At 48.2% G+C, this 20125-nt stretch carries 15 protein-coding genes; 8 read left to right on the top strand and 7 right to left on the bottom strand.

Going from position 1 to position 20125, the window contains the following annotated elements; genetic code table 11:
* Positions 1-66: 66 nt before the first annotated feature.
* Positions 67-753: a methionine ABC transporter permease gene (locus tag E8E00_RS09350; protein ID WP_077661809.1), complete on the bottom strand. Its 687-nt coding sequence runs from the start codon at positions 751-753 to the stop codon at positions 67-69.
* The gene (gene metN, locus E8E00_RS09345) at positions 743-1777 is read right to left on the bottom strand and encodes a methionine ABC transporter ATP-binding protein MetN (protein ID WP_096631245.1); all 1035 of its coding nucleotides are present in this window, start codon (positions 1775-1777) and stop codon (positions 743-745) included. Before metN ends, E8E00_RS09350 begins: the two co-directional genes overlap by 11 nt.
* A gap of 266 nt (positions 1778-2043) precedes the next feature.
* On the opposite strand from metN, the gene E8E00_RS09340 reads away from it, so the two are divergent.
* The 7 genes from E8E00_RS09340 (at position 2044) to E8E00_RS09310 (ending at position 12530) form a co-directional block, all read left to right on the top strand.
* A complete protein-coding gene (locus E8E00_RS09340) occupies positions 2044-2667 on the top strand; it encodes a LysE family translocator (protein ID WP_240531960.1) in 624 nt (207 codons plus the stop codon).
* Between the two features lie 67 nt (positions 2668-2734).
* Entirely contained in the window at positions 2735-4048 is a 1314-nt protein-coding gene (locus E8E00_RS09335) for a serine/threonine-protein kinase (RefSeq protein ID WP_096631251.1), read from the top strand.
* On the top strand, positions 4038-5465 hold the full coding sequence (locus E8E00_RS09330) for a chromosome partitioning protein ParA (protein WP_096631254.1): 1428 nt from the start codon (positions 4038-4040) through the stop codon (positions 5463-5465). Before E8E00_RS09335 ends, E8E00_RS09330 begins: the two co-directional genes overlap by 11 nt.
* The gene (locus E8E00_RS09325) at positions 5455-6036 is read left to right on the top strand and encodes an ECF-type sigma factor (RefSeq protein WP_096631256.1); all 582 of its coding nucleotides are present in this window, start codon (positions 5455-5457) and stop codon (positions 6034-6036) included. Before E8E00_RS09330 ends, E8E00_RS09325 begins: the two co-directional genes overlap by 11 nt.
* Entirely contained in the window at positions 6033-7583 is a 1551-nt protein-coding gene (locus E8E00_RS09320) for a hypothetical protein (RefSeq protein ID WP_136588381.1), read from the top strand. The genes E8E00_RS09325 and E8E00_RS09320 overlap by 4 nt, the downstream gene beginning before the upstream one ends.
* A 203-nt stretch (positions 7584-7786) precedes the next feature.
* Positions 7787-10138: a hypothetical protein gene (locus E8E00_RS09315; protein WP_136588380.1), complete on the top strand. Its 2352-nt coding sequence runs from the start codon at positions 7787-7789 to the stop codon at positions 10136-10138.
* A 124-nt stretch (positions 10139-10262) separates the two neighbouring features.
* Positions 10263-12530, top strand: coding sequence for a TonB-dependent receptor plug domain-containing protein (locus E8E00_RS09310; RefSeq protein ID WP_096631267.1), 2268 nt, complete (start codon positions 10263-10265; stop codon positions 12528-12530).
* Between the two features lie 90 nt (positions 12531-12620).
* On the opposite strand, the gene E8E00_RS09305 is transcribed toward E8E00_RS09310, so the two are convergent.
* The 3 genes from E8E00_RS09305 to E8E00_RS09295 form a co-directional block, all read right to left on the bottom strand.
* Entirely contained in the window at positions 12621-13775 is a 1155-nt protein-coding gene (locus tag E8E00_RS09305) for an amidohydrolase (protein ID WP_205907390.1), read from the bottom strand.
* Between the two features lie 118 nt (positions 13776-13893).
* Positions 13894-16041 (bottom strand): phosphate acetyltransferase, encoded by a 2148-nt coding sequence (gene pta, locus E8E00_RS09300; RefSeq protein WP_096631273.1) that lies wholly within the window; start codon positions 16039-16041, stop codon positions 13894-13896.
* Between the two features lie 107 nt (positions 16042-16148).
* Positions 16149-17345, bottom strand: coding sequence for an acetate kinase (locus E8E00_RS09295; RefSeq protein WP_069589341.1), 1197 nt, complete (start codon positions 17343-17345; stop codon positions 16149-16151).
* A gap of 357 nt (positions 17346-17702) precedes the next feature.
* Here E8E00_RS09295 and yfbV point away from each other — a divergent pair, with 357 nt between their 5' ends.
* Complete coding sequence (yfbV, locus tag E8E00_RS09290) at positions 17703-18152, top strand: terminus macrodomain insulation protein YfbV (protein WP_069589343.1); 450 nt, start codon at positions 17703-17705, stop codon at positions 18150-18152.
* A 165-nt stretch (positions 18153-18317) separates the two neighbouring features.
* Here yfbV and E8E00_RS09285 read toward each other — a convergent pair whose 3' ends face one another.
* The gene (locus E8E00_RS09285) at positions 18318-19268 is read right to left on the bottom strand and encodes a ChaN family lipoprotein (RefSeq protein ID WP_096631276.1); all 951 of its coding nucleotides are present in this window, start codon (positions 19266-19268) and stop codon (positions 18318-18320) included.
* On the bottom strand, positions 19265-20113 hold the full coding sequence (gene rlmA / locus E8E00_RS09280; protein WP_096631278.1) for a 23S rRNA (guanine(745)-N(1))-methyltransferase: 849 nt from the start codon (positions 20111-20113) through the stop codon (positions 19265-19267). The genes E8E00_RS09285 and rlmA overlap by 4 nt, the downstream gene beginning before the upstream one ends.
* Between the last annotated feature and the right edge of the window lie 12 nt (positions 20114-20125).

The raw sequence follows: 20125 nt of genomic DNA, 5'->3' as shown, positions 1-20125 counted from the left end.
CACCACTTGTGGCCGTGTGTCATCCCAAGTGGCTGGGACAAATGTTGTGTTTATGTGTTTGGGTGTTTAGCGGTGATTTGTGCGACGCACTAAGTAATCTCCGCATGATTGAATCGCTTGTACCAGCACGACCAGCATCACAACCGTGATTAGCATGACGGTGGTATCAAAGCGCTGATAACCGTAGCGAATGCCCACATCCCCGAGGCCGCCACCGCCGACAGCGCCCGCCATGGCGGAATAGCTCACCAAGGTGACTAAGGTGATGGTGGCACCATTGATGATCCCCGGTAGGGCTTCGGGCAGCAGCACTTTGTAAATAATTTGCGTTGGGGTTGCGCCCATCGCTTTTGCGGCTTCTTCCAACCCTGCGGGTAGCTCTAAAAGCGCACCCTCTACCAAACGCGCAATAAATGGAATTGCGCCGACTGTCAGCGGCACAATCGCTGCCGCGGTGCCGATGGAGGTGCCCACCACAAAGCGAGTGAATGGGATGATAGCCACCAACAAAATAATAAACGGAATGGAACGGCCGATGTTAACGACAGCGCCCAAAATTTGATTAACCCGTGGCTGTGCTTTCAGTCCGCCTTTTTTGGTGATGTGCAACAGCACGCCAAGTGGGATCCCGAATACAAAGCCAAGCAGTCCGGAGACCAACACCATGTAAATGGTTTGGCCGGTGGCATCGGCCAGCAGTTCAATCAGTGCTTGGTTTTGTCCAATCCATTGGGTTAACGCATCAATCGACATAGCCAAGTACCTCCGTGGCGACATGGTGTTTTTTTAGGTAGTGAATTGCATCATCAACAGCACTTTTCGGGCCCATAATCTCCGCCAAGAGTAGACCAAATTTCACGCCGCCGGCGTAATCAATGTCAGAACTTAAGATGCTGATATCAATATTAAATAAGCGCGACATCTGGCTGATCAGTGGCTCGTCGACGGTGGCGCCTGTAAATTCTAGACGTACCAGCGGATAGCTGCCTTTAAAGTAGTCTTTTTGTAAGCGTTGGGCGTAGTCATGTGGCACCGACAAATCCAAGGTGGAGCGAATAAAGTTTTTCGCTAACTCGGATTTAGGATGAGCAAAAATATCGCCTACGGGGCCAGACTCAACCAGTTCGCCATCACCAATAATCGCCACGTCGTGACAAATGCGCTTCACCACATCCATTTCGTGGGTGATCAGCAAAATGGTGAGGTTGAGCTTTTCATTAATGGTTTGTAGCAGTGACAAAATCGATTGGGTTGTAGCTGGATCCAGTGCGCTGGTGGCTTCATCACAGAGCAATACATTTGGGCTTGGCGCCAGCGCGCGAGCGATAGCGACACGCTGCTTTTGTCCACCACTGAGGCTGGCGGGATACACATCACGCTTATCGGCCAAGCCGACCAAATCCAGCAATTCGCTGACGCGCGTTTCAATCTCATCGCGGCGCGTACCACTGAGCTCCAGCGGCAGGGCGATATTGTCGAACACGGTGCGCGAAGACAGCAGGTTAAAGTGTTGGAAGATCATGCCTATTTTACGGCGCGCCTGGGTTAACTCACGGTTAGGCAGCGCAGTAAGGTTGACGCCACCCACGGTCACTGAGCCGCTGGTTGGGCGCTCAAGCAGGTTAACCATCCGGATCAGCGTGCTTTTGCCCGCGCCAGAGGCGCCAATCACACCAAACACTTTTCCTTTCGGAATAAATAAATTGATGTCTTTAAGGGCATGAACTCGGCGCTCCCCGAGTTCGAATACCTTGTTGAGTTGTTTTATCTCAATCATCACATGTCCTTAGCGATAAATCTTATGACATCTCGCAGCTGTCCAGCGCCTTGCACCTTGGCTGTCGGGTCTCTCTGGTTATTGATGCTATGGGTTCGTTAAAAACAAGTCAATGGATATTTTTACTTCTAGACGTCCAAATGGCAATAAGTCTAACCGTCCGGTTATAAAGTGAGCGAAGGGCTTGATCTCTGCAGGGAAAGCGCGTTAACTGATAGTCTCCGTACCTAACTGTTAAGACTGTTGTTTTTATGTCTCCCCTGTTGATTGATACCACCATGCTGACGCTGTTTATTCCCACCTTCTTTTTTGTGTCGGTTACGCCCGGCATGTGCATGACGTTATCGATGACCCTTGGCATGACAATTGGCGTTAAGCGTAGCTTACATATGATGTGGGGCGAGCTTATCGGCGTGGGGCTGGTCGCGATAGCCTCTGTCATTGGTGTGGCGACGGTGATGCTGAACTATCCCACCGTATTTCAGGTGTTTAAATATGTCGGTGGTGTGTACTTGGCGTATTTAGGCGTACAAATGTGGCGCTCTCGCGGCAAGATGGCGATCCCAAATGAGGATAACGATAGCCCCAATGAAGCCTCGGCATTGTCGTTGGCCGCGCAAGGCTTTGTGACCGCCATTGCCAACCCGAAAGGTTGGGCGTTTATGATCTCGCTGTTGCCGCCGTTTATTAACCCTGCAATGTCACTACCCAGTCAGTTGAGCGTGCTGGTGTTGATCATTCTTTGCACGGAATTCAGTTGTCTTATGCTGTATGCCAGCGGTGGGCGTACCTTGCGTCAGTTTTTGCAGCAAAAGGGCAATGTACAATTGCTGAACCGAATCGCCGGCACCCTGATGATTGGGGTCGGATTTTGGCTGGCGTTGGGGTGAATTAACTTTTAATAATTCTGCAAATAATTAAAATAACCACTTAAATTCATAGACTTGGTCGATTATTGTGCAATTTAGTGGGGCTGAGACGCAGCTTGTTTATGATTTTCTCGATCTGTCCGAGGAAGAACAGGAAGTATGGTTAAGTCGGTTGAAAGTCACGTCTCCCTCTCAATACGCACAACTCTTGCCATTCTATCATTGCGATACACAGCCATTGCTGAGCCAAATTTGGTCAGATGGGGCTCAATCTTTCATCGCATCACAGCCGTTTGAACCGAATACCACGTTGGATAAATATCGTCTCGGTGAGGAGATTGGCCGCGGTGGAATGGGGGTTGTGTATCGCGCTTATCGCGATGATAGTACGTTTGAACAAGAACTTGCCATAAAGTGTATCCACCCTTCTTTGTACCCTATTATCGGTAGAAATTCTCTGTTCAAAGAAGCACAGATGTTGGCGCGTTTAAGTCACCCCTGTATCGCAAAGGTGTTTGATGGCGGGATCAGTGACGGGTGTGTTTATATTGTCATGGAGTATGTGGATGGATGCACGCTTGGAAAGCAGATAGCAACGCAGCCAACGTCGCACAAGGCACGACTATCCTTGTTTGTGTCGATTTGCTCAGCGATTGAGCATGCGCATCGCCACCAAATGATTCATGGTGATATTAAGCCGGATAATATCCTGATTGATAGAGACGGACAGGCTAAAATTATCGACTTTAACCTCACACAGAAACTTGAATGCTATCCAAGCCCTGATAGTGACGATGGTGTGTTGGCCTACAGTGAGCGTTATGCAAGCCCTGAACAAAAACGTGGCGAATACCTTACCCAACAAACAGATGTATACGCATTAGGCAAATTGTTAGCATTTCTGTTGACTGCGGACGGTAAAAAGCCCAATCAAGAGTTGGCATTGGTAATTACTAAAGCGACAGAAGAAGAGGCAGATAATCGCTACGTGACTGTCAACCAGCTTCGTAATGACGTTATTCATGTGATGAATAAAAAGCCGATTTCTGTTAAGCAAGATAATTGGCTCTATCAATTACGCTGTTTAGTACGACGACGGCCTATCCCTCTATTTTTATCGACTGTGTTGGTCGTGTCTGCGTTTGTGTTTAGCCTAGTGTTAGTGAATAAAAATCAGCAGCTTTATTCTGAAAAACAGGCATCTGAAGAGCTGGTTATGCATCTGACACAGCTGATGTTTCATGGTAAAGAAACGTACGACCACCCGGTTAGTTTTGAGGTGATGTTAGATCTTTCTCGTCGTCAAATTCTTGCAAATCCCCATGTCTCTGATGATGTTAAACAAAAATTAATTGTCGCTATGATGGTCCCTCATCCGAGTACGTCAAAAAATGGAAAATAAAATTACACTGTTTTTACTATCCTACATGAGTGTGATACTGCCAGCGCAAAGTGAACCGAAATTAAGTGGCTACTTTATTGATGCTCCTGTTACAGGTTTATATTACGAAACATCCTCGGGGCATCAAGGCTTTACGGATAAAGGTCGATTTGAATATGATGAGGGTGACGCTGTTAAATTTTATTTAGGTCAAGATAACCGCGGAGCTTTAATTAGTGCAATTTCAGGTCAAGAAATTGTGACTCCTAATAATATTTCCACTCAGCTAAGTAGAAGTATTAATCTTACTCGCTTACTGATGTCACTGGATAGTACACCAAATAACCGTAATAACATCACGATTGACGACAGTGTGAGGAGTAATACTGAGTTAATAAACACACTAAACAATCTCGACTTGAGCTATTTAGATAGTCACCTAGATGAGTTTCAACTTGCATTTGTATCCATCGAAGAAGCTGCTCGTCACCTTAAAAAAAGCCACGAGTATATTAAGGATAGATTTGCTTCAGAGCATAAAGTGCTTGATGCAAAAGATACAGTATTCATCTATGAAACCGTCAAGAAAAGAGACTATAAAGGGAGTATCTGCGCCATTAATCTTGACCAACTAAGGAACCCTTATTACCACGCTCCGATAGGGAAAACGACTTTTGAGATAAAAGATGATACGATCATAGAATATCCTTCAATAGGCGATAGATTCGAAGGATGCCAGCTTGTTCCCAATAACGTTCAGAAGGTAGTGGTCAGCCCACTCAATGAATTTGGTGGTGAACGAGGCCTAGTAAGTTGTGCCAAGCAGGGCTGTCGACAATATCAATTGAATGGCTTTTACATTGACGATCGACAAGATGGTAGCGATTGGAAATATCGTTCTATTGCCATAAATTACGATGAGAAAACGCATCTTTTAATGGAGAAATCTCAGGGGTTAGGTAAAAAAAAGCACGTTGATCACAACAATGTTGCTGCAGGCGTGTCTTTTATTTATCCGAAGAATAAAGAGAGTTTTATTGATTATTCTGGAGTATGGATAAAGAAAACATTTAATGGCAGAGAAACCTCATCTCAATGCGTGTTAATGAAAGGTGATCGTATCCTAGAAGGGCCTAAAGAAACAGATCATTGTCCGATCACAGAATCGAGCTATCAGTTAATGGATAAGTTTTTGTATCGAGATGCTTGGTGGCTGAATGAAACGAGTAAGACCACTTTGTCTGCACTCAATGTTACTGTGAGTTGGTTTGATATAGATAAGGGCTATCAATACACTAGTTGGGAGTACTTGCCAGTTAATGAAAGTTGGTTAGGCGGGACTATCTATCAATACAATCAAATAAAAATATTAGATAAACATGGTTTGCCCAGTTTAAAAACCATTAACACAAGTATGTATACAAAATATGATGAATAAAAACGCTGATTTCACACAGCTTCTTTTACAATGGAAGCAAGGTGATCGACAATCTGAATCGGAACTGTACCATCTGGCTTATTCTAGGTTAAAGCAATTAGCGGCACGTGAAAGCAAAAGAAGTAGCGAAAACTTTGGTGTTGAAAATACGATTATTAGTGATGCTATTCACAGTGATACTATGCTTGTTAATGAAGCTTATATCAAAATGACGCAAGTGGATTTAGCAGACGTGAATAATAGAAAATCATTCTATCTCATGGCTGCAAAAATTATCCGTCAGGTATTGATTGAACAAGCAAGAAAATTACATGCTAGTAAGAGAAAATCGACCAGAATTTTCGTAGATAAAAATCAGTTGAGTGGATTAGATAGAATGCTAGTTTTTGATATGGAGCTCGAGAAGTTTGGGCATCGCTATCCTAGGCAAGCTGATGTTTTAAAAATGAAGTATCTGGTTGGAATGAAAGTGGATGAAATTAGCCAGACGTTGAGTTGCAGCAAAAGCTTGATCGAAAAGGATCTTAAATTCTCGAAAGGATGGTTTGCATCGAGGATGCGTGCTCAATGAAGCGGAAGCTATTTGTTATAACGTGTATTTTATGTGTGTCCTTCTTTATCTTAAGACCAGAAAGTGAAGGTGCCGAAGAAAAAGCAACAAAAACTAAGCTTGAGACAGTTGGATCGCTAAAAAGCAAAAATAAAGCGTCATTCCCTTTTTTCTCACCAGCTCCTCTATTGAGTCCTGAGCAGGGCATACAAGTAGAAGAAACGTTAGAAGAAACAATTTCCCAAGCTTCTATCGCTCCAGTCAAAAAGCCAAAAATATCTCCCGATGACAGTGTTGAGGATGAAGTGGCATTGTTGACGACACAAGCGTCGTCACGAGAAGCGGTTGGTTATCAGAAGCCTAGTAACAGCAAACCAACCATCGATCCTCATGTTTTTTCTCAAATATCCGCGGAGGTTGCAACGTGGCGTTTGGAGCAAGACATTACCATGTATCATCGGGTTTCGTTCCAAAATTTATTTATTGATGCTGAAGATGATTTCTTAAGTTACCAAGTCGGCATTGAGGGAGCAAAAACACAGTCGATTTCTGTCCAATTATTATCAAGCCAGATTGTAGTGAGCGGCACGCCGCATGATCATCTTGAGCGTTTAACTTTAGTAATCAGGGCGAGAGATAATCACCATGGCAGTAACGAAGAGAGTTGGGTTGTTGCTCGTTTTCCTATGCCGAACATTGAGGAGAAACCTCACAAGGCAGAGATGCTCGTTGATCAACCCTTGTATCGTTTAACAACAACACGAATTCGCGATGAAAATGGTGTCGCTTATGATATCTTGCAATGCGAGGTTTTCTTACTTCGTGATGATGAGGTTTGGTATGCCATAAGCCAAGATCGTTTAAAATGTCCAGATATATCAAATATTGCGCAGCGGGGAACTTATCGAGTCGAAGGCGATACTGTTTTAATCCAATTCTCGCGTGAAGCCTTCGAGATCACTTGGCTACTACGCTTTGATTATGATGCTTATTATGGGCCAAGTGCACACCACTACTTGGTCACGCAACGACGTGGTGGGCAATACCAAACCGATACACTTTTTGATAACAAACGTGCGGTAGAAGCACGGTTGAATATGCATACTGGGCATCATATCTATGAAGGCCGTTATTTTGACCACTTGTTAATGGATCCTGAGGGTAACTATTACTTGGTGGGCATGATGAATTACATCTATAACGTCCGTATTGATGATCCAAGTTATTATCAGCCTGCAGACTCCGATCTGAATATTGCCCATCCTGTTCATAGTATGACGTGCGCTGACATTGAGCGCTGGTATGGCTACTCAGTGTTGATTGGTCCATCACAATACAACACGCTCATCAGCACAAGTGGTGATCCCATGGGAAATTATCCTCCCCAATGTGGTACGTACCAACAAACGCCGACGAGAGTGGCGCTCTACCTAGACTTTTCTTTTGACCCGAGTGATATACCGATTCATGGGCGTGTTTACTCTTATCTGTTTCATCCTAAGCCTGAATATAAGGATCGCTTAGAGACGTTTAAGATCAATCTTCTCTATGCTGAACCACAGGAATAGTATGATATATAGACAGATTTTATCTATCTTGGCCTGATTTTCATTCGAACAGCACCTTTAACACAAAAAAGACTAAAAAAAATTACGGTTTTTGTATAGCTTTGCGTGTCTTGTACTAGCAAGGTGCTAGCAACAGAATGAACGAAAATGCGTACATCGCTTGATTGTGCGCGTATTTTTTGCAGTTTATTTCAGGGACAAAGATGAATAAAAAAACACTTCTTGCGGCATCCGTTGCGATTGTATTAACTGGCTGTAATGGCTCAGGTTCTTCTGAGCAATCGACGCCATCGAAAGATATGGTAACCATTACGGCAATCGATGGTTATTTGAGCAACGCTGTCGTTTTTATCGACCAAAATAACGACGGTAACTGGAATAAATCTGAGCCCGTGATTGCACAAACGAATAGTGATGGTAAGGCTCAGGTTGAACGTGAAAAGATTAAAGACAAAGGACTTATCGGGATACAGATTATCGCTGAAGGCAGTCCTAAACTGAATTGGCTCGAAGAGTTAGGGTTGGATCCTCAAGCGACGATTGACCAAGATTTGAAAGGACAAACACTCAATAGAGAAGTCGCGTTAATGACGCCGATTTCTACTCTTAAGAACAAAAATGTTGTTATTTCACCATTGTCTGATTTGGTTGCAAGTAGAGTGCGCCGAGGTGAAAGTGAAGACGTTGCAATTGAAGCGGTGCAATCGGCATTAGGCGTTGAAGACTCTACAGAAATCTTTGATGACTATGTGGGCAAAAATAAAAAGCTGCATAAAGTTGCTCAGGTACTGACAGTTTCAAAGGCTGACAGTAGAGCTAAGTACGATGAAATGGTTTTAGAAATCGCTAACCAGGCGATTCAACATGTTGAGACCTTGACTGACGAGCAGTTGGAGGACGCGACGTATAAGCCAGTGATTACGCGTGATGATAACAACGGCAGCTTTAAAGTCACTGAAAACCACACAGTGAAAGTTAATGTTGATGCTTTAGCTAAACTACAGAAAAAACTGAGTGACAAAACGACGTCATTAATGGATACCGACAGTTTTCCAGTCATTGATTTAGATATTTCGAATCTATTCAGTGATAAAGACACCACAGCACCAGTTGCGTGGTCGGTAGACTCATTGTCGCCAGATATGGGAATTCAGATCTCTTATCGCGAGAATATACTTAAGCTTTCGAGTAATGGTGAAGCGTTAAAAGCAGGCCCTGTTGTTCTAACCCTTTTGGCCGACGATTTTAACAGTGATAATAAAAAAGTTGGTAAACAAGCAGTGACACTTCAGTTCACAGTTGGCACATCAAACAAAGCGCCAGTTGTGGATACTCAAGAAAAAACCGAATTGCAGGATATCCTTGATAATTGGTATATCCAGCAAGGTGACGTTTTTGAGCAATCGTTTAGTGTTGCAGCTCTGTTCAAGGACGCCGATGGAGCGATCCAGTCCTATCACATCGATCAGTTTAATCTCGAGGGTCTCGTTGCCTCCGTGGATAAACAAGGTCTCGTACGTGTCACGGGTGTCCCGAAAAATGCGCGTCAGTCGGGGACAAAACTCGTTATCTCTGCGAAAGATAATAAAGGGGCGATGACGTCAACCGTGTTCTCCCTTCCTGACGTTAAAGAGGGCTATCAGCCACCAGTGACTGAACCAGAAAACGGCTTTACCCAAGCGTTATTTGACGATAATCGCGTGTGGAAGATGGGTAGTTTGGCAGATTCCGATGGTGAAATTGGTTATGCCATGTTCCTACAAAATGGTGGAGATTATCAGTTCTGCTGGGGCGGCAACGACGAGGTGCCCGACGCCTACAAGACAAACATTAGTCGTAAGACCGATTGGTCATTAACGAATCCACAATCTGTTCAACAGATGTTGGTCTCTCTTGATCATGTAACAGGCTATGTTGACTATGAACATAAACGTTGCGGCAGTGTAACGCTAAACGAAGGCAAATTACAATTTACCTTAGATGGAGCGGATCAATCGGTAGTGATGGAGCGTCTCTATCACCATGTAGACGCTGAGGGTCAAGAGCAATTGATTATGAAAGCGTTTAATGATGAGTTGTTCTGGCTAGACTCGTCAGATACTCCTTTTTATCAATCAGCTCAGGTTGACTCATTTGTTTACCCTGGTGTTGAAGAATATCGATTGATGGTTGAGCAAACCGGTGTCACCCAAAGTTTCGATGGGGAAGATCCGATTTTGCAATACTCGATATTAATGAATCGCTTCAAAAGCAATGGTTACTACGAATCTCAATCCATCGATTATAAAACACAGTCAAAAGATGACTTTTTTACCGGTGGTCAATGGCGTGTTATTCAAGATGAATTCGGCAATGAGTTGCTTATTCAACAGGAATCGAGTGAGGATCAGAAAAAGCGTCATCGCTACATTAACCGCAAAATAGGCGATGTTTTAGTGGGGATTTCGTGGTCTCAAGATAACGGTGGAACGTCGTTGCCAAACTACAGCCTTTCTAGTGATAACAAGCAGGTGATGCTAGATATCATGGACAACCTCCCGTTAATTCAAGAGTAATTGAATACAAGGTGTTGTGAAGAGCCCTCGTTGAGCGAGGGCTTTTTTGATCACAAATAATGCTATAAAATGATAACCATTTGCATTATCATCCCCGTCGCTTTTTATTGACGGGGAATGTTCAATGCAGTTAAAGCCAATCGCCTCTTTTATTCTTACCTTTTTTGCTTTTCCTTCTCTCGCGCTTGCCGCACCGGCAGAGAATGCATCTGAAAACGATGCGCCGATCGATACCGTGGTGGTCAATGCCGATCGCTTTTCCGATGCGCTGATGATGCGCGAGGATTTGGATAAGGTTCGCGGGATCAGTAACGCGGATGTCTTTTCGGGCAACACCAGTATTCAGCTCAATAACATGCACAACGAAGCCGGTGCGATTGACCCCGGCATCCGTGGTTTGCAAGGGCATGGGCGGGTTGCGATGTTGATTGATGGTAGTTTGCAGTCGACGCATACCTCTCGTGGTTATCAGGGGGTGAGTGATCGCACCTATATTGATACTGATTTATTGTCGTCGCTGTCGGTAGACAAAGGTGCCACAATTGGGCGGTCGCCTTATGCCAGCGGCGCGATTGGCGGCACCATTACCGCTACCACACTCAATGCAACAGACATTGTTCGTGATGGCGAGGGCTTTGGTGCGGTGGTGAAACTACGTGCCCACAACAACGCCCGCTCGCCGCGAGTGAGTGACGATGCTACGGAACAACTGCGTTATCGTTTGGCCGATAGCAGTGATCATCAAGGATTTGATAACGGGTCTGCGATGGTAGGGCTGGGTTATCAGAGTGATGGGCTTGGTGGTGTGCTGGCATTTAGCCATCGCAAAAAAGGCAACCACTTTGCCGGCAAAAAGGGCATTGAACGCTACGAAGAGCCCGTGATTGGTGCAGGCCAAGAGGTGGGTAATACCAGTTTTGAGAGTGATTCTTGGCTCGCCAAACTAGACAAAGAATTCGGCAATGGTCATCAGGCAGATATTAGCTATCGTCACCACCGCCAAGAGGCGGGCGAGGTGCTGATGGCCTACTGGTATACCGATGAGCGGGAAGAAGGCACCGTTATGCCCCAATGGGGATTGGGGACGGCGGATGTGGATGCTTATAGCGCAAACTACCGGTATACCTCGCCGTCACAAAGCTGGCTGAATCTGCATGCGAATGCATGGCACACGTCCGCCAAGCTGAACCAATACAACGGGCTCTGGGCGAAAGGTAGTAACGCAGAGCAGTATCTGCATGAGTATCAAAACGACCGTCATGGCGCGAGCATCGCTAACCGCAGTGAATGGTCAAGTGTGCCGGTGAGTGTGGATTATGGTGTGTCTTACACCAAAGAAACCTTAGCGCCAATTGGCGATACAGATAGATTTTATTCTAAAGAGCCGACCTCTCGTCATGGGAAACGCTCTGAGTGGAGTGTGTTTGCCAATAGTGAAATTGACTTCTCGCCGGTGACGGCAAAGCTTGGGGTCAACTGGCATGAAGCGCAATCACTGGATAAGCAAACCCAGCAATCTTTGCACTATCGCGGTGAATGGGACTTATTGGGTGAGCTGCATTATGACATCAACGCTTCGGCTTCTGTGTTTGCCAAACTCTCTCGTACGGCGCGGTTACCGAGCTTATATGAAGTCACCATTTCTAACGAGGTGTTTAGCTACAACCCGTATAACCCGCTCGATCCTGAAGTGTCGTTTAACCAAGAGTACGGTGTGAGCTTAGACGGCCGAGCTTGGTTGCAGGAACTGGGGCTTGCGCAAACACGCCGTGCCGCCATGACGGTGTCCTACTTTAATAATCACGTCAGTGACTTTATTTCTGGAGGTGTGCTCGATCGCACGCCGGGGATGCCGTCTTGGCGCAGTAATTTTACTTTTACCAATTATGATGAGCTGTCGCTGTCTGGCATCGAGTTGCAAGCGCATTACGCGTATCAAGGGTTTTATAGCCACTTCTCTGCCACGTTTTACGACAGGGTGCAGGTGTGTTCGCAAGATCAAGCCGAACGTTCAGGTATGGACCGCTGTAACAGCTTAGGCTTTGCGTGGGGCACCACACCGACTCGTATTCCACCTGAGCGCAAATGGCACCTAAATATTGGCCATAAATGGTTAGATGATCGGCTCGATATCGGTACAACAGTGCGTTATCACAGTGGCAAGTCGAACCCCGCGGATTGGCTAAAAGGCACCGGTGCCGCAAGCCCGGTGGAGGCTATCGCATCAGAATACTTGGTCGATATTTATAGTCACTATGACATCACGCCGGATGTCAGTGTCTTTATGACGGTGAATAACCTGACGGACCGTTACACCATTCAACCAGGCTCGGTAGTGAGCATGCCGGATCCGGGTCGTACCATTACTCTCGGCACCCAGTGGTCGTTCTAAAGGTGGGGAGTTAGCACTGACTCGGCGTTGAGCAGGATGAACAGGCCTTTACGGATCCCGTAACAGGCCTGTTTTTTATTTTTCCCGTGTTCATTGTGGCGCTGAGGGTGCAGCCATGCCGTGATGGCGAGCCACCAAGGCGCAGAATAGATCATGTGCCGTCGATAAAATCGCATCCGGAAAGTCATAGTCAGGGTTGTGCAGCTGTGGGTGATGCTCTCCGCTGCCAATCCCAAACAACGCGCCGGGCCAACGGGCGAGAAATTCGGCCACATCTTCTGACCACCGCATCGGCTCGGTAAGTGTTTGAACTGACAAACCAAGTGTTTGGGCGGCGTCAACCACATGGGCGTAATAATCCGGATGGTTGTAGGCGGCGATAAAAGGCTCGTGCCATGCAATGGATACCTCTAGCCCCGCGTGTTGCGCGATTGCGTTAATTGTGGTGGTCAGGCTGGCTTTCATCGCGTGGAAGGTCGCGTTGTCATCGCTGCGTAGCGTCGCCATCACAGTGGCATCACCGGGCGAAACACCAAAGGCGGGTTCACCTAGCTGTGCGTGCACTAAGGTGACCAGACTGAAGGCAGGGTGATGTTGTTCTGGTAGTTGCATCAAGGCGGTCATAATCTCTGTCATGGCACTGGCTGGGCTGATGCCGCGTTCTGGGTAAGCGGCATGGGAGGTTTTGCCTCGAAGGTGTATCGCGACACCGGTTGATGCGCAGGCAAAGGTGCCTGAGCGCACTACGATGTGATGTTGAGTAAAGCCCGGCAGATTATGAAAGGCATAGACATGATCGATCTCTTGCGTCGCTAAATAGGGATCAGCACACATGCGCGCCGCTCCTTCACCGGTTTCTTCGGCGGGTTGAAAAACAAGGAGTACTTTGCCTTGTTGTGGCGGTTGTTGCGCGAGGGTGTTCGCCACCATTAATAAGGCGGTGGCGTGGCCATCATGGCCGCATGCGTGCATAACGCCTTCATGGTTTGAGGCATGAGCACATTGGGTGCGTTCATGGATGGGAAGCGCATCAAAATCGGCACGCAGTAAGGTGGTGGGGCCAGCTGCTTTGCCGGCAATCTCAACCACAATGCCATGTCCACCAATCTCGGTGTGTGGCGTAAATCCGAAGGCGCGCAATTGGGCGGCAAGGGTGCGCGCACTTTGCGCTTCGTGGTTGGACAGTTCAGGGTATTGGTGCAGGGTACGGCGCAGGCTCACGGGATCAAATAGAGTGGCCATCATCGACTCCAAAACAAGGATGGACCCTTATGCTAGATCGGGTGAAGGCATCGCGTTGTGAACCCAAACGCAAAAAAGCCAGCAACGAGTGCTGGCTTTTGAATCAAAGACGAGGCGGGGCTTACGCTTGGCCGTTGTCTTCTGCTTGTTTCGCTTGGATAGCGGTCAGTGCAACAGTGTAAACAATGTCGTCTACCAAGGCGCCGCGAGACAGGTCGTTGACTGGCTTACGCATGCCTTGCAGCATTGGACCAATTGAAACCAGCTCAGCAGAACGCTGTACCGCTTTGTACGTGGTGTTACCAGTGTTCAAGTCTGGGAAGACGAACACAGTGGCTTTACCCGCAACTGGGGAGTCAGGCGCTTTTGATTTTGCGACATTTTCCATGATTGCAGCATCGTACTGAAGCGGGCCATCAATCACCAGATCAGGGCGCTTCTCTTTCGCGATACGGGTGGCTTCGCGAACTTTGTCCACGTCAGCCCCTTTACCTGAACTACCGGTCGAGTAGGAGATCATCGCCACGCGAGGCTCAATACCGAATGCCGCGGCAGAATCTGCAGATTGAATGGCAATTTCAGCCAGTTGTTCTGCATTTGGATCCGGGTTGATCGCACAGTCACCGTATACCAGCACTTGCTCAGGTAGCAGCATAAAGAACACTGACGATACCAATGAGGCGTTCGGTGCGGTTTTGATGATTTGCAGCGGTGGACGGATGGTGTTGGCGGTGGTGTGAACCGCGCCAGAAACCAGTCCTTGAACTTCGTTGGCTTCAAGCATCATGGTACCCAGTACCACGGTATCTTCGAGGTGTTCTTGCGCGATCACCTCTGTCATACCCTTGCTCTTACGCAACTCAACCAAGCGGGCAACGTATTTGTCACGGACTTTGGCCGGATCGATAATTTCAACGCCAGCGCCCAGTGTCACGCCTTGCTGCTCAGCAACACGTTTGATTTCTTCTGGGTTACCCAGAAGCACACACTCAGCAATTTTACGCTCAGCACAAATCGCCGCTGCTTTAATGGTGCGAGGCTCATCGCCTTCAGGCAGTACGATACGCTTCGCTGCTTGGCGAGCCAATTCGGTCAGCTGATAACGGAAAGCCGGTGGGCTTAGGCGACGCTCACGGTTAGAGCCTTCAGACAGAGACTCAATCCAGTTGCCGTCAATGTGGCTCGCTACATAGTCGTTCACAAACTCAACACGCTCTTTGTCATCAGCCGGTACTTCAAGGCTGAAGCTTTGCAGGTTGAGAGAGGTTTGCCATGTGTTGCCCGCGGTGGTGAATACTGGTAGGCCAGTTTCGAAAGCACGGTCACACAATGCTTTGAGCTGATCAGGGATAGCATAGCCACCGGTCAGCAGCAGCGCACCAATTTCCACGCCGTTCATCGCAGCCAAGCAGGCCGCCACAATCACGTCAGGGCGGTCAGCAGAGGTAACCAGCAATGAACCTGGGCGGAAGTGTTCAACCATGTTTGGAATTGAACGCGCACAGAAGGTGATGCTCTTGATACGACGGGTTTGAATTTCACCTTCGTTGATGATGGTGGCATTCAAGTGTTTCGCCATATCGCTAGCACGAGTGGCAATCAGGTCGATTTTCCACGGCACGCAACCTAGCACACGAATTGGGCTAGAGTTGAAGATTTGCATGACTTCAACGTTGGTTGGACGTGCAGCATCCGCATCATCAAAGATTTCGGATAGGTCTGGACGGGTACGGCCAGCGTCGTCAACAGGGGCGTTAAGCTTGTTGATGATCACACCAGAGATGTTGCCGTTTTTGCTGCCGCCAAAGTTGGTGCAAGCAAATTCAATGCGCTCTTTCAGCTGGGCTGGGTTGTCTGTACCTGGGGTGGTGACAAACACGATTTCCGCGTCCAGCGTTTTGGCGATCTCGTAGTTGATTTGGTTAGCGAATGGGTGGTTACGCGTGGTGACCAAGCCTTCAACCAATGCTACTTCCGCGTCTTTTGTCGCACGAGTAAAGCGAGCCAGCACTTCTTCCAACAGGACATCTTCCTGATCAGAGCGCAGCAGGTTTTCTGCTTCGTGCATCGACATGGACTCGGCTACCTTCATGTCACTATTAGCGTGAATGATTTCGGTAGTGAGGTCAGTCACATCAGTGTCGCTGCCGTGATGTGGCTGGGCAATAGGTTTAAAAAACGAGACGCGAACGCCCTTACGCTCCATCGCTCGCAGTACGCCGAGGCTGACGCTTGTCAGACCGACACCCGAGCCGATTGGGATTAGCATAATAGTACGGGACACGTTGACTTCCTCTTACTATCTGATGGATGTGCCGGAAAGCCGGCACAAATACAAAAACGGCTGAGTGGAATCAGCCGTTGGAAAAGTGAGCCTTACAGGCCAGTCAGGCGCGCAGTATCTTGCGCAATCACCAACTCTTCGTTGGTAGAGATAACCATGGCTGGTACACGGCTGTTGTCAGTGGTGATCACACCTTCGCCGCCGAAGCGTGCTTTTAGGTTGCGCTCTTTGTCCACTTCCACACCCAGAAGACCAAGACGCTCAAGCACCAATTCACGGATTGGGCCAGAGTTCTCACCGATACCACCGGTGAAGACGATCGCGTCAAGACGGCCGTCTAGGCTAGCAGTGTAACCGGCAACATATTTCGCCAAACGGTGGCAGAATACGTTCATGGCACGGGTCGCTTCTTCTTTCTCACCGTAGTTGTCTTCAACAAAGCGGCAGTCAGAGGTCACTTCGGTCAAGCCTTGCAGGCCAGACTCTTTGGTCAGCATGGTGTTGATTTGCTCAACGCTGTAACCCAGTGCATCGTGCAGGTGGAAAATGATCGCAGGATCAAGATCACCTGAACGCGTACCCATCACCAAGCCTTCTAATGGGGTCATACCCATTGAGGTGTCAACGGATTTACCATTTTTAATCGCACAAACAGACGCGCCGTTGCCAAGGTGACAGTTGATGATGTTCACTTCTTCTACTGGCTTGCCAAGCTGCTCAGCGGCCGCGTTAGCAATAAAGAAGTGAGAGGTGCCATGCATACCGTAGCGACGGATACCGTGCTCTTTGTAGAGCTTGTATGGCAGCGCGTAAAGGTAAGACTCTTCTGGCATGGTTTGGTGATACGCAGTATCGAACACAGCCACGTTTTTCAGCGCAGGGAAGGCTTTCTTCGCTGCTTCAATGCCCACGATGTGTGCTGGGTTGTGCAGCGGTGCGAAGCTTGCTGCATCTTGGATCCCTTTTAGCACTTCATCCGTAATCAAGGCTGATTGGGTGAATTGCTCGCCACCATGTACTACACGGTGACCAATCGCGCCCAGGTTCTCGGCAAGCTCAGGTTTTGAGGCGAGAATGGTGTCAACAATAAAGGTCAGGGCTTCGGTATGGGCCGCGCCAGCGCCCAGTTGGGCTTCGTGTTTACCGTCCATTTTCCACTTAATGCGGGCTTCTGGAAGGTTAAGACATTCGGCAAGACCGGTAAGATGCTCTTCACCAGATTGTGCATCGACAATCGCGAACTTCAAAGAGGAGCTTCCGCAGTTGAGTACGAGAACCAGCTTTGACATGTATGACTACCTATTTTGTCGTGAGAAGTAGAGTGTGTAACTGAAAAGGATAGTGGACAAACTGAGACACTACCTTTTCAAAAAAGAATTATCTCATGCTTTGTCGCGGGGAAAGGATGCATCTTATCCGTCCTGGATAGGCATTCGCTCCATTGAGCACAACCGGATTAGGTTGCGAGACAATCAAATCCGAGCAACAATGATAAAGTGCGCTAAGGATAGCGGGACTTGATACAGATAACAAAAATTTTTTGAGTAATACTGGCTATTTTTGAAAGTTTTTGAACATTTTGTTTAGTTTTTATTGTAAAAGTTTAGTGACAGCCATCGCGGTCACGCTAAGCAAGTGAGGTAGGTATGGCAACGAACAAGTCAATCTGGCGCTGCCTGCAAGACGGCCAAAAGTATATGAAAGAGTGGCCGATGCGTAAGGAGCTCACCCCGGTATTCCCAGAAAACCGGGTGATTAAAACCACGCGTTTTGCGATGAAAGTAATGCCTGCCGTTGCTGCCATCAGCGTGTTGTTGCAAATGGCGACCTATAACTACCAAGGGATGCCGCAAGCCATGATTGTGGCGTTGTTTGCGCTGAGTTTGCCGCTGCAAGGGCTTTGGTGGTTGGGTAAGCGTCGTGATACGCCACTGCCGCCGGCGTTAGCGGGCTGGTACCGCGAATTGCATCAGAAGATCACCAGCCAAGGTCATGCCATGCAACCGTTGAAAAGCCAACCTCGCTATAAAGAGTTGGCCCAAGCGTTAAGTCGCGCGTTTAAAGTAGACCGTGCCGCGTTGGAGCGTTGGTTCTAGCCGCTCACCCTTTTTAATATTGAGAATACGAAAACGCCGACCCGCAGGTCGGCGTTTTTTATGGGTGCTTTTGGGTAGCCAGGCGCTTTGCAACACAATGGCTTTTTGCGTACAGCCGGCGCTGACCAATAGCTAGCCTAAGCGGATCAACAGCGTGAGGACGCGTTACTCACACACCGAGGAAGAGGTGCCTTTCATGGCGCTAACGGCCTCACGCATTTCATCCATTGAGCGCCAACGTGCAGGAAGAGGCTGCACCTTCAAGCGGAGGTCTGGGGCGTTATCGGCAAGCGGCGCCTCATCACTGACGGGGGTGATTAATGCGATACGCAGCTTGTTGTTGCGCTGACGAATTTGTTGTGCGGTGCCAAGCCCTTCGGCAATGTGAAAGCGGCCAGCCACATGGACAATTTGTGTCTCAGGATGCGTTTGGTGATAGTGCACCATGCTTTCGGCCATGGTGGCATCCCAAGCTAATTGGGCTGCGTATTGCGATTCGGTTTGACTCGGGGTGCCGTGGTGCATGTTGGCTTTAAAAACCGATTTGTACGCTGAGTCACGGGTGTCGATGGTGTCTGCAAACCATGCACGTTGCGCCACAGGAAGTGTTTCGAGATAACTCAGCCCTTGTCGCCCAATGCAGCTCACCATGCGTTTGGGGGCGTTGGCGGCAAGCACGTCGATATTATGCTGTTTGGCAAATTCAATCAGTGGGCGGTAGCTGCCATCATAGTTATCCCATGCGTTGGCCTCGCGTTTAAAGCTATCTTCGCCCAGCTCGTCAGCCAGGTAGCGGTTGAGCACAGGCTGGGCATCGCGGCTAAATTGTTCCATAGATAACGCAACAGCATGACGCTTGGACAGGGCTTGCAACAGCTCTGTTTGAAAGCGGTGTACCCCGAGGTGACCATGCCATTCACCGATTAAGACGATATCCGCATCATCCACGTGTTTGGCGACCTCTGCCAAGGTCAGTGCTTTGCCGTCTGGCGTACTGACTTGATAATCAAATAGGGTGTTAAGCGCTTGTGGGGCGGCGCTGGCTGTTGATGCCAGACAAGCCAAGCTCGCGGCTAACAGCCAACCACGCGCTTTTGTAGCAAACGTTCGGTTCATGGCTTGGGTGTCTCCTCTGAGTGGCTGTCCGTTCCTTGGTGACGGTAAACGCGCAATGTAAAGTCTGCTTCGCACTCGAAGGCGTCGCTGTTCGCTAAGGTGTCACGCCATGCGTCACTGGCACGCCACGCAAATGGTGTCATTTGCAGTAAGGTGAGAGCTTGCTCACCGGCGAGCGTCATGGTGTAGTGCAGCGATTGCTCCTTCTCAAGCACAAAGTTAGGCAGCGTTTCTGGCGGTGTTTCATGTAACCGCACATCCTGATAGATCCCCGCTTTGAGTTGATAAAGATGACGAGGGCCGGGGGTGACGGTGACCACCACGCCTTGCGTTTTCACCGCGCGGTCGAGCTCTTCGCCATTACAGGGCGCGTAGATACGGACGACGCCATCGAGGCTGTTGTCGTGAAAGGGCAGTCGCTGTGAGGACGCCACTGAAAACTGACACTGTGGATACCATTTGGCGGCATAACGGACCGCCACTTTGGCGATATCAAGGCCGTGCACGGACCAGTGTTTATCTGCGGTTTGGTCGGCAATCGCGTGGGTGTAGTAGCCTTCGCCGCAGCCCACGTCCAAGATAGCCTTGTGCTCGCCATTCAGCGCTTGGGTTAGCGCATCAATCATCGCTTGGCGCATCGGTGCATAATGCCCTGCATTAAGAAAGGCGCGACGCGCTTGCGTCATGGCTTTGTTGTCACCCGGATCTTTGGAGCGCTTAAATTGAACCGGCAGTAGGTTCAGGTAGCCTTCTTTGGCTTGATCAAATTGGTGGTTGGCGTCGCAGTGAACACCACGCGCGTTAGTGTGCAAGGTTTGTTGGCACAGTGGGCATCGATAAATCATGGTTGGTCAGAA

The organism is Salinivibrio sp. YCSC6, from assembly GCF_004916735.1.
In the GTDB taxonomy this organism is placed as follows: Bacteria; Pseudomonadota; Gammaproteobacteria; order Enterobacterales; family Vibrionaceae; genus Salinivibrio; species Salinivibrio proteolyticus.
The sequence above is the reverse complement of the archived record's forward strand: the minus strand, read 5'-3'. Positions and strand labels throughout refer to the sequence as shown.